The sequence below is a fragment of the Achromobacter sp. genome (assembly GCF_057314935.1).
Map to the genome: position 1 here is coordinate 1 of NZ_DBHKZA010000074.1, position 13,735 is coordinate 13,735.

Sequence of the window (13,735 nt, forward strand, 5' to 3'; positions counted from 1 at the left end):
CCACGCCAGGCGTCAAAAGAACACATCCCTCCCCGGCCCCACCCCGTCACGCACCAAAACAACTACAACAATTCCTCCAAAAAAAACCGCAAAATCTGCAAACCCCCCAAAGCTACATTGCCCTCCAAGGAGCAAGCATGAAGCCCGAAACCCGAACCCTCTACGCCCAACGCCTGGACCCCGTCCTGCGCTGGCTGGCCTCCCACCCGGACGCCGACCCCGACCTGCACCAGCTGGCCGACCTGGCCTGCCTGTCCCCCTATCACTTCCACCGCGTCTACCGCGCCATGATGGGGGAAACGGTCAATGCCACGGTCCAGCGCATCCGCATGCATCGCGCCGCGGTCGCGCTGGCGGGGTCGCAGGCGCCCTTGAGGGACGTTGCGCAACGCGCCGGCTACGAATCCGACGCCGCGTTCAACCGGGCTTTCGGCGCCGTCTTCGGCATCCCGCCGGGTCGCTACCGGGCCGCTCGCTCCCTTCCCCTAGACCCTCAGGAGCCTGCCATGTACCCCGTTTCCATCGAACACTTTCCCGGCGTCACGCTGGCCGCGCTGCCTCACCGCGGCAGCTATCAAGAGATCGGATCCGTCTTCAGCCGCGCCTTCATGCTGGCCATCGGCCGGGGTATCGCCAACCCCGCGACCGTCGGCTTCGGCGTGTACTTCGACGACCCCGAACAAGTGCCGGAAAGCCAGTTGCGTTCGCTGGCCGGCATGCCGGTCGCGCCCGACGCGGAACTGGGCGAAGAACTGGAACGCTTCGAGATCCCGGCCGGCCGCTGCGCGATCCTTACCTACACCGGCCCCTACAACGAAATGGGCAAGCCTTATAACTGGCTGTTCTCGGAATGGCTGCCCGCCTGCGGCATGGTGCCGGCCGACTTTCCCATGTTCGAGCAATACATGAATGACCCCCGCACGACCCCGCCCGCGCAATTGCAGACCCGCATCTGCCTGCCGCTGAAATAAGGGACGCGCCTACCCGAGCACGCCGGCCAGGTACTGCCTGAGCCAGGCGTGCGCGGGATCGTCCTGATAGCGCTCGTGCCAGTACAGCGACACGGCGATCGGCGGCAGCGTCAGTGGCACCTTCAGCGTGACGATGCGCGCCGCGCCCGTCATTGCCCGCGCGATGCTGACCGGCATCGTCGCGATCAGGTCCGAGCCTTCCACGATGAACGGGCAGACCAGATAACTGGACAAGGTTGCCACGATTTTGCGGCTGCGGTTCTGCCCCATCAGGATGCGGTCGATCGCGGTGCTGAAATAGCGCGTGTGCGCCGCCAGGTCCAGGTGGCCATGGCGCAGATAGGCATCCAGGTTCCAGCGCTTGCGCAGGCAGGGATGGCCTTCGCGCACGATGCAGACGGCCGGCTCCTGGTACAGGAAACGCGTGCGCAGGTCCGGCGCCGGGTCTGGAAAATAGCCCGCGATCAATTCCACATGGTTCGTGTCCAGCATGCTCAGGCCGTGCTGCGGGCGCGCCGGCACGATCTGCAACTGGAAGTGCGGCGCGTCCACCGCCAGCCGCGGGATCAGCTTGGGCAACAACGTGTACTGCACATAATCGGTGGCGTAGAACGACAGCATGCGCGACGAATGGGCCGGGTCGAAAGCCTCGCGGGTGCGCGTGGCCCGATGCCAGCTTTCCAGGAGCGGCTTGAAATTCTGGTGCAGCTCCATCGCCCGCAACGTGGGCTGCCATGCGCCGCCCTCACGCACCAGCAACGGGTCGCCGAACAGTTGGCGCAGCCGGTTCATCGCCGCGCTCATCGCCGGCTGGCTGATGTTCAATTGCTCTGCCGCGCGCGACACGTTGCGGCACGCCATCAGGGCATCGAAATGCAGAAGCAGATTCAAGTCCGGATTCTTCACGGCCGCGCACCTATAAATGGCAGTTATACAAATATAAACCTGTAGGGCTGCTGTCATTGAACCCGCAGGCCTAGCATGGCCTTGTTGTTGCAGCGAACCAAGGCCGGACACGCATGATCCGGCCACAAGGAAGTTCTATCAACAAGGGGAAACCAAGCCATGAACTCAGGGCTGATACGCAGTTGCTGTCGCATTGCTGCCGGGGTCGCGTTGTTCGCGGCCGCCGGATCCGCCAGCGCCGCCTGGCCGGATAAAGTGATTCGCATCGTGGTGCCGTTCGCGGCGGGCGGGTCCACCGACCTGATTGCGCGCAAGGTCGCCGAAGGACTGGGCCAGCGCCTGTCCGCCAACGTCATCGTCGAAAACCGCCCCGGCGCAGGCGGCACCGTGGGCACCGAGTACGTGGCGCGGCAGCCCGCCGACGGCTACACCATCCTGATGGGCTCGGTCAGCACGCACGGCAGCGCGCCGTGCGTGTATTCCAAGCTGCCTTACGACGCGGTGAAGGACTTCACGCCGTTGACCGTGGTGGCCACGATTCCCAACGTGATGTCGGTCAACCAGTCGGTGCCGGCCAACACCTTGCCGGAATTCGTGGCGCTGCTGAAGAAGGACCCCGAGAAGTACTCCTTCGCCTCCAACGGCCAGGGCACTTCCAACCACCTGGCGGCCGAACTCTTCAAGACCACCGCCGGCGTGTCGATGGTGCACGTGCCCTACCGCGGTTCGGGTCCGGCGCTGATCGATCTGGTCGGCGGTCAGATCAACATGATGGTGGACGTGGTGATGACCTCCTACCCCTACATCAAGGACGGCAAGATCAAGGCGCTGGCGGTGACTTCGCCGCAGCGTTCGCCGATGCTGCCCGATGTGCCGACCGTGGCGGAATCCGGCTATCCGGGGTACGAGGCCATGGTGTGGTTCGGCATGCTGGCGCCGGCCGGCCTGCCTGAGCCGCTGCGCGCGAAGCTGACCGACGGCCTGGTGCAGACCTTGCATGCGCCCGCCATGAAGGCCTACCTGGAGCAGCAAGGCGCCCAGGTCTCGGACGTGGCGGGGCCGGCGTTCGGCACGATGATCAAGGACGAGATCAGCAAGTGGTGCCAGGTGGTGAAGAAAGCCGACATCCGCCTGGACTGACCTTCCCCGACCCGTTTGCGCCGCCGGTAGAAGACACGCGCCGGGGCATGAGACCCGCCGGCACGCGCGGCGGTCGGGACTTCTGTTGCCGCGTGGTTTGTCCGGGCGGCATGGCAAGACTCTTTTTGGAATGAACGATATGTATCGCATAGGGATAGACGTCGGAGGCACGTTTACCGATTTCACGATGATCGACGAGGATGCTGGCGTGGTGCACTTTCACAAGGTGCCGTCCACGCCGCACGATCCGTCGGAAGCCATCGCCACGGGCATCGGGCAGATGCTTGCCGAACACGGCGTGCCGCCGTCCCAGGTGTCCCACGTGGGACATGGCACGACGGTCGCCACCAATCTCATCATCGAACGCAAGGGCGCGCGCGTCGGGCTGATCACCACGCGCGGCTTTCGAGACGTGCTGGAGATCGGCCGCCAGACTCGGCCGCACCTGTACGACTACAGCGTGGGCAAGCCGCCCGTGGCCGTGCCGCGCGAGTTCCGCATCGAAGTCGACGAGCGCGTGAACGCGGCGGGCGAAGTGCTGACGCCGCTGGACGACGCGCAGGTGCTGGCGGCGGCGCGCCAGTTCGCCGCGGCCGGCATCGAGGCCGTGACGATCTGCTTCCTGCATGCATACCGTAATCCTGAACACGAGCGCCGCGCCGCGCAGATCGTGGCCGACGCCATGCCCGGCGTCTACATCAGCCAGTCATCCGACGTGCTGCCGGAATTCCGCGAATACGAGCGCCTGTCGACCACGGTGCTCAACGCCGCAGTGGGGCCGAAGATGGCGCGATATCTGGAACGGTTCCTGCAGCGCGTGCGCGACTTGGACATCGGCCACGAGCCGCACACCATTCACTCCAACGGCGGCCTGATGTCGATCGCCACTGTGCGCCAGTATCCGGTTCGGACCTGCCTGTCGGGGCCTGCGGCGGGCGTGGTGGGCGCGGCCGCCGTGGGGCGCGCCATCGGCAGCCTGAACCTGGTCACGTTCGACGTGGGCGGTACCAGCACCGACGTATCGTTGGTATGCGACGGCCGTCCGCTGTTCACCTCGCATCGCCACGTGGCGGGCTATCCGGTGAAGACGCCGATGGTGGACATCCATGTGATCGGCGCGGGCGGCGGCAGCATTGCGTGGCTGGACGATGCCGGCGCGCTGAAAGTGGGCCCGCACAGCGCGGGCGCGGTTCCCGGGCCGGTGGGCTATGGCCGCGGCGGGCAGGAGCCGACGATCACCGACGCCGAAATCGCTTTGCAGCGGCTGAACCCCGTGGCGCTGCTGAACGGCCGCATGCCGGTGCACGCGGAGGCGGCGCGGCAGGTGATCGAGCAGCGCGTGGCCAAGCCGCTGGGCCTGGATCTGGAATCCGCGGCCGAAGGAATCCTGCGCATCGCGGCGGCAAATATGAGCCGCGCGATTCGTGCGGTGTCCACCGAGCGCGGCTACGACCTGTCGAACTTCGCGCTGTATGCCTATGGCGGCGCAGGCCCCCTGCACGCGGTGGAAGTGGCCGAGGAATGCGGCATCCCGGTAGTGATCGTGCCGCAGGAGCCGGGCACCATGTGCGCGCGCGGCATCCTGCTCAGCGACATTTCGTTCGACTTCGTGCGCAGCGAGATCTCGCTGGCCGGCGAGGACACGTGGCCCGTGATCGCCGCCATCTTCGAGGGCCTGCGCGCGCAGGCGGAAAGCTGGCTGGCCGAGGAACGCGTGGACCCTGCGCTGCGCGTCTGCCATAGCGCCATCGACGCGCGCTACGAAGGCCAGAACTTTGAAGTGCAGGTCAGCCTGGACGACACCGGCGCCGGCGGCCACGCCGAATTCGCCCGCCGCTTCGCCGAAGCGCACGAACGCGAATACGGCTACACGGTGGACGACCGCAAGGTGCAGATCATCAACTGCCGCATGCAGGCCGTGGGCCAGGTGGTGAAGGCGCCGCTCGCGCCGCGCCATATCGGCGGCGAGCTGGAAGACGCCCGGCTGGGCCAGCGCAAGGCCTACTTCGGCCCGGTGCACGGCTGGCAGGATACGCCGGTGTACGACCGCGATCGCGTGCCCACCGGCGCGCGCTTCACCGGACCTGCCCTGCTTGAGGAAATGAGCTCCACGACCGTTGTCGGCGTCGGCCAGCACGCAAGCGTGGACGACTACGGCAACCTGATCATCCGTTTGCAAGGAGGCTACGCATGACTACGCCCGACCATTCCGGCTCCAGCATCGCGCTGGCCGATCCCATCGGCATGGAGGTGTTCTGCAACCGCCTGCTGTCCATCACCGAGGACATGAACAACACGCTGGTGCGCGCGTCGTTCTCGACCAACATCAAAGAACGCAAGGACTGCTCGGTGGCCTTGTTCGATGCGGCGGGCCGGCTGGTGGCGCAAGGCACCCAGATCCCGCTGCACCTGGGTTCGCTGGACGGCGCGATGGGCGCGATCCTGCGCACGTTCGAGACCGCCGACATCCGCGACGGCGACGTCTTCATCTGCAACGACCCCTACCTGGCGGACGGCAGCCACTTGCCCGACATCAACATCGTCACGCCCGTGTTCTGGGAAGGCGAGCTGCGCTTCTTCGCGGCCAATATCGCGCACCATTCCGATGTGGGCGGGGCCGTCCCGGGATCCATCGCGGGCGGTTTGAAATCCATTTTCGAGGAAGGCATCCGCATCCCCGCCTGCCGCATCGCGAAACACGGCGAGACGGACGAGGACATGCTGCGCCTGATCTGCGCCAACACCCGTGACCCGGAAGAGCGCGTGCTGGACCTGCGCGTGCAGATGGCAACGAATCGCCGCGGGGCGGCGGCGGTGCAAGGCCTGATCCGGCAGATGGGGCTGGATGCCGTGCTGCGCTCGGTGGACGACGTGATCGCCTACACGCGCCGCCGCCTGCTCAACCGCATCGCGGAGCTGCAGCAAGGCAGCTATACGTTCCGCAGCGATCTGGACGACGACGGCATGGGCGGCGATCCGGTGCCGATACAAGTGACGCTGACCGTGCGCCGCGACAACCTGCATTTCGATTTCGAGGGCTCGGGCAAACAGGCGCGCGGCGCGATGAACCTGCCGTTCAACGCCCTGCGCGCCTGCGTGTATTACGCCGTGAAAGCCATGCTGGATCCGGACCTGGCGCCCAACGCGGGGCTCTTCGACCCGATCACCGTTTCGGCCCCGGTAGGCACCATCACCAACCCGGAACACCCGGCCGCGGTCGGTGCGCGGTCCATCACGGCGCAGAAGGTGGCGGGCGCGATCTTCGGCGCGTTCCGCGGCCTGTTGCCGCCGGAAAAGACCATGGCGTCCAGCAACGATTGCTGCCCCGCCATCGTGTTTTCGGGGCGGTGGCGCGAACGCGCCGGGCATTTCGTGTACCTGGAAACGCTGGGCGGCGGCGCGGGCGCGCGGTTTGATGCCGACGGCATGGACGCGGTGCACGTGCACATGACCAATACGTCCAACCTTCCCGTCGAAGCGCTGGAAAACGAGTATCCGCTGCTGATGGACGAGTACGCGATGATTCCGGATTCGGGCGGCGTGGGCCGTACACGCGGCGGTCTGGCAATCGCGAAGCAGATCCGCGCGGTAGGGCCGGGCATCGTGTTCTCCGCGCGCTCGGACAGCCATACGGTGGGCGTCGCGGCAGGCGTGGACGGCGGCGGCGACGGACGCCGCGCGCGGCTCATCCGCAATTTCGGCACGCCGCAGGCGGAAGAGCTGTTTTCCAAGACGGCCAACATCGCCTTGGCCCCGGGCGACAGCGTGCGCATCGAAACGCCGGGCGGCGGCGGCTATGGCGCGCCGGCCGAACGGATCCGGACGCGCATCGAGCGGGACCTGGCCGACGGCAAGGTCAGCGCGGAGGCCGCGCTTGCCGCCTACGGTGCCGCGCCCGCTACCCCACGTTGAGCGTCATCGAGTACTTCATCTTGTCGTGCGGAAAGGTGGTGATGGTGGCCAGCAGCAGCAGGCCACCGTCGCCGTAGTAGCGGCGGGTGATGACAAAGCCCGCCGTCTTGGGTTCGACCTTCAACTGTTTGGCGATCGTGGCGTTGATGGGCGTGGCCGAGAACTCCTGGTTGACTTCGGTGATGCGGTCGCCGAAGTGGTCTTCGATCAGGCGCAGCAGCGAAATGCGCGATTTCACGTCGACGCGCACATCCGAATGTTCGGGATCGGCGTAGATCAGCGTGCTGGCCGCGGCGGTGTCCTGGTCGTCCAGCGTCTTGATGGAGTTGATGTGCAGCCAGGACTTATCGGCCGCGCAACCCAGCGCTTCCGACAGCCGCTTGGGCAGCTTGATGGTGCGCACGTCCTGCACCAGCAGGGCCGCATTGCGCGCGTACTGCAGCAGGTCGGGGAATTGCGAGATGCGCTGCGTGAACCGGGTGCTGGCGCGGGCGGTTTCGACGCGGGTGCCCACGCCGGGCCGGCGCGAGACCATGCCGGCCACCGTCAGCATGCGGATGGCTTCGCGGATGGTGTGGCGGCTGGCGTTGAACTGGTCGCAGAGCTCGTGTTCGGTGGGCAGCAGTGTCATGACCGGGTAGCGGCCCGTGCTGATGTCCTGGGAAAGCGTCTGAAAGATGCTCTTGTAGCGAGGGCCGCCCGCGTCGCCGTCGGGCGCCTGCGATTCCGGTTTGCCGCGTGCTTGCCGTGCTCCGCCAGGGCCGGCCGCGCGCTCGGAGGATCGGGTCATGGGGAGGGCTCCTTGCATTGTTATATGGGGTTTGTACGGACAATAACCCATTGACAACGGTGTCTCGTCGGATCCATTATTTGTCCGGACATTCATGTACGGACAAAGTGTACCAACAATCGGGGGTTCTCATGGGCAAGGTACTTGCAGTGATCGCGGCGGCAACGGTGGCCGCAGGGCTCAGCGCCAACGCGGCGGCGCAGCAGAAACTGGTGGTGGCCGGTTACGGCGGCTCGTTCGAAGACATCATGCGCAAGGACATCTTCCCGCCGTTCGCCAAGCAGCATGGCGTCGATCTGGACTACGTGGCCGGCAACTCCACCAACACGGTGGCGCGGTTGCAGGCGCAAAAAAGCAATCAGCAGATCGACGTGGCCATCATCGATGACGGCCCTATGTACCAGGCCATCGCGCTGGGGTTCTGCGAGCCCATCAAGGGCCTGCCCGCCGACGACATCTACGGCACCGCCCGCTACAAGGACGACAAGGCCGTCGCCATTGGCATCGTGGCGACCGGCATCATGTACAACAAGAAGGTCTTCGACGAAAAGAAATGGGCGCCGCCCACGTCGTGGAAGGACTTGAAAGATCCCAAGTACAAGAAGCAGCTGGTCGTTCCACCGCTGAACAACACTTACGGCCTGCACGCGCTGGTGGAATACGCCCGCGAAGGCGGCGGCAGCGAGAAGAAGATCGACGCCGGCTTCACCACGTTCAAGAACGAGGTCGGCCCCAACGTGCTGGTCTATGAGCCCTCGCCGGGCAAGATGACCGAACTGTTCTCCAGCGGCCAGGCCGTGATTTCGGTCTGGGGCAGCGGCCGCGCCAAGTCGTTTGCCGACACCGGCTTCCCGGTGGGCTTCGTCTATCCGCAGGAAGGCGCCTACGCCCTGCTGTCGTCCGTCTGCCCGGTAGCCAAGTCGGCCACCAACCCCCTGGCCCAGGCTTTCGTGCAGTACCTGGTCACGCCCGAGGTGCAGGAAAAGCTGGCGTCTGCTTACGGCTACGGCCCGGTCAACAAGAAGGCCAAGGTGGAAGACGACCCCCGCGTGCCGCTGCCCATCGGCAAGCGCGCCGCTGACCTGATCGTGATCGATTGGGACACGGTCAACCAGAACCGCGACGACTGGAACAAGCGCTGGACGCGGGAAATCGAGCGCTGACGCGCAGCCGGCATTGAAAACGGGGCGGCGCCGCGCGCCGCCCACGGGAGCTTTCATGACCTATCTAGTGTTGGACCGCCTCTGCAAGCGCTATGGCGATACGACCGCCGTCGAAGCGTTGAGCCTGTCCGTCAACCGGGGCGAGTTCATTTCGCTGCTGGGGCCGTCGGGCTGCGGCAAGACGACTACCCTGCAGATGATCGCGGGCTTTGTCGAACCCACTGGCGGCAGCATTGTGCTGGACGGCCGCGACGTCAGCCGCGTGCCCGCCAACAAGCGCGGCCTGGGCCTGGTGTTCCAGAACTACGCGCTGTTCCCCCACATGACTGCCGCCGAGAACGTGTCCTTCGGCCTGGAGATGCAGCGGGTCAAGAAAGACGAACGCGAGTCGCGCGTGGCTGATGCGTTAAAGCTGGTGGGCCTGGCGCATCTGGCGGACCGCCATCCGGCGCGGATGTCCGGCGGACAGCAGCAGCGCGTGGCGCTGGCGCGTGCGCTGGTCATCCGGCCCAGCGTGTTGTTGCTGGACGAACCGCTGTCGAACCTGGACGCCAAGCTGCGCGAGGAAATGCAGCTGGAACTGCGCAGCATCCAGCGCACGATCGGCACCACCACCATCCTGGTGACGCACGACCAGTCCGAAGCGCTGGCGCTGTCGGACCGCATCGTGGTGATGAACCAGGGCCGCGTGGAACAGGTGGCCGAGCCCTTCCAGGCGTATGAAGGCCCCGCCAGCCATTTCGTGGGCGGTTTCCTGGGCAAGGCCAACGTGTTCACGCCGCTGCCCGAGCAATACGACGGCGAAACGCGCGCCCGGGTGGGTGATGCGCATATTCCGATGCACGGCGCGCCCGTGCCGCAAGGCGCCGTGATCGTGCGCCCCGAGAAGATCCTGTTTTCCGAACCCGCCGCCTGTGCGCTGCCCGGGCGTATGAAGACGCGCGTGTTCCAGGGCAACCACTGGCTGTGCCAGGTGGAGACGTCGGTGGGCGAAGTGATGGTGATCCGCCAGAACGACGGCGTGCCCGTCCCCGCCGAAGGCGAAACCGTGCACCTGCGCTGGCGCGCGCAGGACATGTGCACGGTGGCGTCCGCGCCGCAAGGCCGCCCGTCATGAGCGCGCGCGCCAACCCTTGGGTGCTGAGTGCGCCGGCGCTGGCGGTGTACGCCACCTTCCTGGTGGTGCCGATGGCGCTGGTGTTCCTGATCAGCTTCTTCGACTTCCAGTTCTACGGCGGCATGCAGGCCACGTTCACGTGGAAGAACTACATCGAGATCCTGACCGACGGCTACTACTACGAGATCTACGCGCGCACCTTCGGCGTGGCGGCCGCCGTGACGCTGGCCTGCCTGGTGCTGGGCACGGCCGAGGCCTACGTGCTGTCGCGCATGGCCAACCCGTGGAAGGGGCTGTTCCTGATGGTGGTGCTGGGGCCGCTGCTGATTTCGGTGGTGGTGCGCACCTTGGGTTGGGCGTTGCTGTTCGGCTCCACCGGCCTGATCAACAAGGCGCTGATGAGCATCGGGCTGATCTCGACGCCCGTGGACCTGATGTACAGCAACCTGGGCGTGGCGATTGCGCTGACGCACGTGCTGGTGCCGTTCATGGTGATCTCGGTGTGGGCGTCGTTGCAGCGGATCAATCCGGCAACGGAAGCGGCCGCGTTGTCCTTGGGCGCGACCCAGTTCACCGTGATCCGCCGCGTCATCGTGCCGCAGGTCATGCCGGGCATCCTGTCGGGCGCGATCATGGTGTTCGCGATGGCGGCCAGCTCCTTCGCCACGCCGGCCATCATCGGCGGGCGCCGGTTGAAGAATGTGGCCACGGCTGCCTACGATGAATTCCTGAATACGCTGAACTGGCCGTTGGGCGCGGCGCTGGCGGTGGTGTTGCTGCTGGCGACGGTGGTCGTGCTGCTATCGGCCAACCGGATCATCGAGCGCAAGTACGGCGCCGTCTTCAACCAGTCGGGAGCCTGAGATGACATTCCGAAACGGTCCCATCGGCCTGATCTTCCATGCGGTGTTCATCCTGTTCATCCTGGCACCCATCGTCATGGTGTGCGCGGTGGCGTTCACCTCCGAAGGCTTCATTTCGCTGCCGACGGGCGGGCTGTCGCTGCGCTGGTTCCGCGCCATCCTGGACAACCCGCGCTTTGTCGAGGCGTTCTGGTTCAGCTTGGGGCTGGGCACCTTGTCGGCCACGCTGGCGATCGCATTGGCGGTGCCCAGCGCGCTGGCGCTGGCCCGCAACCGGTTCCGCGGCCGCGAAGCGCTGGTGGCGTTCTTCCTGTCGCCGTTGATGATCCCGCACGTGGTGCTGGGCCTGGCCTTTTTGAAGTTCTTCACGACGGTGGACCTGGCCGGCACCTACGTGGGTCTCGTGATCGCGCACGTCATCCTGGTCATGCCATATGCGCTGCGCCTGGTGCTGGCGTCGGCCACCGGCATCGACCCGGCGCTGGAGCGTGCGGCGCAGTCGCTGGGCGCCTCGAACTGGACGGCCTTTCGCCGCGTGGTGCTGCCCTTGCTGCTGCCCGGGGTGGTCAGCGGCTGGGTCATTGCCTTCATCACCAGTTTCGATGAGCTGACGATGTCGATCTTCATCGCGTCGCCCTCCACGACCACGCTGCCGGTACGCATCTTCCTGCATATTGAAGACACCATCGATCCGCTGGTGACTGCCGTGTCGGCCGTGCTGATCTATGTCACGATCATCGCCATATTCATCCTGGACCGCGTGGTCGGCCTGGAAAAGCTGTTTGTAGGAAAGGGACGCTAATGACGGACGAGAAAGAACTGGCGCCCCGTGCGCCCGTGCATCGCGGCATCTACGACGCCGCGGTGATCGGCGGCGGGCTGGTGGGCTCCGCGATTGCCTACGGCTTGCGGCGCGAGCTGGAGCATGTGGCGGTGCTGGACGAAGGCGATGTGGCGTATCGCGCGTCGCGCGGCAACTTCGGGCTGGTGTGGGTGCAGAGCAAGGGCATGGGCCTGCCGCGCTACGGCGTGTGGACGATGACGTCGGCCGCGGGCTGGCCACGGCTTGCCGCGCAGCTGCTGGAGGAAACCGGCGTGGACGTGCATCTGGAGCAGCGCGGCGGCCTGCATGCGCTCTTGAGCGATGAAGAGATGGAGGCCCGCGCCACGTTCATGCAGACCCTGCTGGCGCAGCCCGGCATGGCGCAATACGACTGGAAGCTGCTGGACCGCGCGGAAGTCGCGGACCTGGTGCCCGGCATCGGCCCCGAGGTGCGGGGCGCGACGTGGACGCCGGTGGACGGCATCGCCAATCCGCTGAAGCTGCTGCGCGCGCTGCACATGAGTTTTGCACAGCGGGTTGTGGATTACCTGCCGCGCCGTCCGGCGCGCAGCATCAAGCAGCGCGACGGCGTGTTCGATATCGACACGCCTGCCGGCACCGTGCGTGCGCGCAAGGTCGTGCTGGCCTCGGGCCTGTCGAACAAGGACCTGGGCGCGCAGGTGGGCCTGGATGTGCCGGTGCGCCCGCAGCGCGGCCAGATCGTGGTACTGGAACGCACGCGCCGCCTGCTGGAGACGCCGCTGTCCACCCTACGCCAAACCGATGAAGGCACGTGGCTGATCGGTGATTCGCAAGAGGAAGCGGGGTATGTGGACAACCTGGTGGGCTTGCCCATCCTGGGCACGCTGGCCGATCGCGCCGTGCGTACCCTGCCCGCCTTGCGGGACGTCCGCGTCGTGCGCAGTTGGGCGGCGCTGCGCGTGATGTCCAAGGACGGGTTCCCGATCTATCAGCAATCCGAAACGTGCCCCGGCGCCTTCGTCGCCACCTGTCACAGCGGCGTGACGCTGGCCGCCGCGCACGCCCTCAATCTGGCGCCCATGATCGTGGCCGGCAAGCTTGCCGACGACATGGCGCCCTTCTCGACCCGGAGGTTCCATGTTCAAGAGGCTTGACGAGGCGCAGCGCCAGACGCAAGGCGCGCCGGTGCGCGTGACGGTCAACGGGGCCGAACTGCAATGCCGGCAGGGTGACAGCGTGGCGGCGGCGCTGTTCGCCGGCGGCGTGTCGGCCTGTCGCGATACGGCCGTGAACGAGGTGCCGCGCGGGCCGTATTGCATGATGGGCGTGTGCTACGACTGCCTGGTCACCATCGACGGGCAGGCGAACCAGCAGGGCTGCATGACGGCCGTGCGCGAAGGCATGAAGATCGAGCGCCAGCTGGGCGCGCGCAAGGTGCAGGCATGATCGATACGACGCAATGCGATTTGCTGGTGGTGGGCGCGGGCCCGGCCGGATTGGCGGCGGCGACGCTGGCCGCCGGCCTGGGGGTGGACACGGTGCTGCTGGATGAACAGCCGGCGCCGGGCGGACAGATCTATCGGGCCATCACCACCACGCCCGTGACCGACCGCGGCATCCTGGGCGAAGACTATTGGCATGGCGCGTCGCTGGTCGCGCCGTTCCAGCAGTCCGGCGCGCGCTATGTGCCGGGCGCCACCGTCTGGGCCGTGGCGGAACATACGGCCCCGCATCCGGAGAAAGGCTTCGAGGTGGCGTATTCGGTGGCGGGCGAGGCGCGCATCGTGCACGCGCGCCGGCTGCTGCTGGCCACGGGCGCCCAGGAGCGTCCCTTCCCCATCCCGGGCTGGACCTTGCCCGGCGTGATTACCGCGGGCGCGGCGCAAATCTTGCTGAAGTCCGCGGGCGTGGTGCCGGCCGACCGCACCGTGCTGGCCGGCAGCGGCCCGCTGCTGTATCTGGTGGCGTGGCAATACCTGAACGCCGGCGTGAAGATCGACGCGCTGCTGGAAACCACGCCGCCCGGCCGCATGGGCCAGGCGCTGTCCAAGGTCTGGGGTTTCCTGCG

13 protein-coding genes are annotated in these 13,735 nt (G+C 66.5%); 11 read left to right on the forward strand and 2 right to left on the reverse strand.

Annotation, left to right across the window (positions count from 1 at the left end; translation table 11 throughout):
- Window positions 1–137 precede the first annotated feature (137 nt).
- Window positions 138–971, forward strand: coding sequence for an AraC family transcriptional regulator (locus ACO6D5_RS23250; protein ID WP_485826669.1), 834 nt, complete (start codon window positions 138–140; stop codon window positions 969–971).
- A 9-nt stretch (window positions 972–980) separates the two neighbouring features.
- Here the strand turns inward: ACO6D5_RS23250 and ACO6D5_RS23255 are convergent, their stop codons facing one another.
- Window positions 981–1,862, reverse strand: coding sequence for a LysR family transcriptional regulator (locus ACO6D5_RS23255; RefSeq protein WP_485826670.1), 882 nt, complete (start codon window positions 1,860–1,862; stop codon window positions 981–983).
- Window positions 1,863–2,132: 270 nt separating this feature from the next.
- On the opposite strand from ACO6D5_RS23255, the gene ACO6D5_RS23260 reads away from it, so the two are divergent.
- From ACO6D5_RS23260 to ACO6D5_RS23270, 3 genes are all read left to right on the forward strand, one after another.
- The gene (locus tag ACO6D5_RS23260; protein WP_485826671.1) at window positions 2,133–3,017 is read left to right on the forward strand and encodes a Bug family tripartite tricarboxylate transporter substrate binding protein; all 885 of its coding nucleotides are present in this window, start codon (window positions 2,133–2,135) and stop codon (window positions 3,015–3,017) included.
- Between the two features lie 139 nt (window positions 3,018–3,156).
- Window positions 3,157–5,211 (forward strand): hydantoinase/oxoprolinase family protein, encoded by a 2,055-nt coding sequence (locus ACO6D5_RS23265; protein ID WP_485826672.1) that lies wholly within the window; start codon window positions 3,157–3,159, stop codon window positions 5,209–5,211.
- On the forward strand, window positions 5,208–6,929 hold the full coding sequence (locus ACO6D5_RS23270) for a hydantoinase B/oxoprolinase family protein (RefSeq protein WP_485826673.1): 1,722 nt from the start codon (window positions 5,208–5,210) through the stop codon (window positions 6,927–6,929). The genes ACO6D5_RS23265 and ACO6D5_RS23270 overlap by 4 nt, the downstream gene beginning before the upstream one ends.
- Here the strand turns inward: ACO6D5_RS23270 and ACO6D5_RS23275 are convergent.
- A complete protein-coding gene (locus tag ACO6D5_RS23275; protein ID WP_315529108.1) occupies window positions 6,916–7,719 on the reverse strand; it encodes a GntR family transcriptional regulator in 804 nt (267 codons plus the stop codon). The genes ACO6D5_RS23270 and ACO6D5_RS23275 overlap by 14 nt on opposite strands.
- Window positions 7,720–7,850: 131 nt before the next feature.
- Here ACO6D5_RS23275 and ACO6D5_RS23280 point away from each other — a divergent pair, with 131 nt between their 5' ends.
- From ACO6D5_RS23280 to ACO6D5_RS23310, 7 genes are all read left to right on the forward strand, one after another.
- Window positions 7,851–8,882 carry an ABC transporter substrate-binding protein gene (locus ACO6D5_RS23280; protein ID WP_485826674.1) on the forward strand — a complete coding sequence of 344 codons (1,032 nt, stop codon included), beginning with the start codon at window positions 7,851–7,853 and terminating at the stop codon, window positions 8,880–8,882.
- A gap of 55 nt (window positions 8,883–8,937) precedes the next feature.
- A complete protein-coding gene (locus ACO6D5_RS23285; protein WP_485826675.1) occupies window positions 8,938–9,999 on the forward strand; it encodes an ABC transporter ATP-binding protein in 1,062 nt (353 codons plus the stop codon).
- Window positions 9,996–10,862 carry an ABC transporter permease gene (locus ACO6D5_RS23290; RefSeq protein WP_485826676.1) on the forward strand — a complete coding sequence of 289 codons (867 nt, stop codon included), beginning with the start codon at window positions 9,996–9,998 and terminating at the stop codon, window positions 10,860–10,862. Before ACO6D5_RS23285 ends, ACO6D5_RS23290 begins: the two co-directional genes overlap by 4 nt.
- Before the next feature lies 1 nt (window position 10,863).
- Window positions 10,864–11,664 (forward strand): ABC transporter permease, encoded by an 801-nt coding sequence (locus ACO6D5_RS23295; RefSeq protein WP_315529112.1) that lies wholly within the window; start codon window positions 10,864–10,866, stop codon window positions 11,662–11,664.
- Window positions 11,664–12,821 carry an NAD(P)/FAD-dependent oxidoreductase gene (locus ACO6D5_RS23300; RefSeq protein WP_485826677.1) on the forward strand — a complete coding sequence of 386 codons (1,158 nt, stop codon included), beginning with the start codon at window positions 11,664–11,666 and terminating at the stop codon, window positions 12,819–12,821. Before ACO6D5_RS23295 ends, ACO6D5_RS23300 begins: the two co-directional genes overlap by 1 nt.
- Window positions 12,805–13,113 (forward strand): (2Fe-2S)-binding protein, encoded by a 309-nt coding sequence (locus ACO6D5_RS23305; protein WP_006227750.1) that lies wholly within the window; start codon window positions 12,805–12,807, stop codon window positions 13,111–13,113. The genes ACO6D5_RS23300 and ACO6D5_RS23305 overlap by 17 nt, the downstream gene beginning before the upstream one ends.
- On the forward strand, window positions 13,110–13,735 hold a 626-nt coding region (locus ACO6D5_RS23310), incomplete at its 3' end, for an FAD-dependent oxidoreductase (protein ID WP_485826678.1). The genes ACO6D5_RS23305 and ACO6D5_RS23310, both read left to right, overlap by 4 nt.

Excerpts from the sequence above, each read along its gene's own strand:
- ACO6D5_RS23250 (WP_485826669.1), top strand. The coding sequence starts at position 138 with ATGAAGCCCGAAACCCGAACCCTCTACGCCCAACGCCTGGACCCCGTC.
- ACO6D5_RS23265 (WP_485826672.1), top strand. The coding sequence starts at position 3,157 with ATGTATCGCATAGGGATAGACGTCGGAGGCACGTTTACCGATTTCACG.
- ACO6D5_RS23270 (WP_485826673.1), top strand. The coding sequence starts at position 5,208 with ATGACTACGCCCGACCATTCCGGCTCCAGCATCGCGCTGGCCGATCCC.
- ACO6D5_RS23275 (WP_315529108.1), bottom strand. The coding sequence starts at position 7,719 with ATGACCCGATCCTCCGAGCGCGCGGCCGGCCCTGGCGGAGCACGGCAA.
- ACO6D5_RS23280 (WP_485826674.1), top strand. The coding sequence starts at position 7,851 with ATGGGCAAGGTACTTGCAGTGATCGCGGCGGCAACGGTGGCCGCAGGG.
- ACO6D5_RS23285 (WP_485826675.1), top strand. The coding sequence starts at position 8,938 with ATGACCTATCTAGTGTTGGACCGCCTCTGCAAGCGCTATGGCGATACG.
- ACO6D5_RS23290 (WP_485826676.1), top strand. The coding sequence starts at position 9,996 with ATGAGCGCGCGCGCCAACCCTTGGGTGCTGAGTGCGCCGGCGCTGGCG.
- ACO6D5_RS23295 (WP_315529112.1), top strand. The coding sequence starts at position 10,864 with ATGACATTCCGAAACGGTCCCATCGGCCTGATCTTCCATGCGGTGTTC.
- ACO6D5_RS23300 (WP_485826677.1), top strand. The coding sequence starts at position 11,664 with ATGACGGACGAGAAAGAACTGGCGCCCCGTGCGCCCGTGCATCGCGGC.
- ACO6D5_RS23305 (WP_006227750.1), top strand. The coding sequence starts at position 12,805 with ATGTTCAAGAGGCTTGACGAGGCGCAGCGCCAGACGCAAGGCGCGCCG.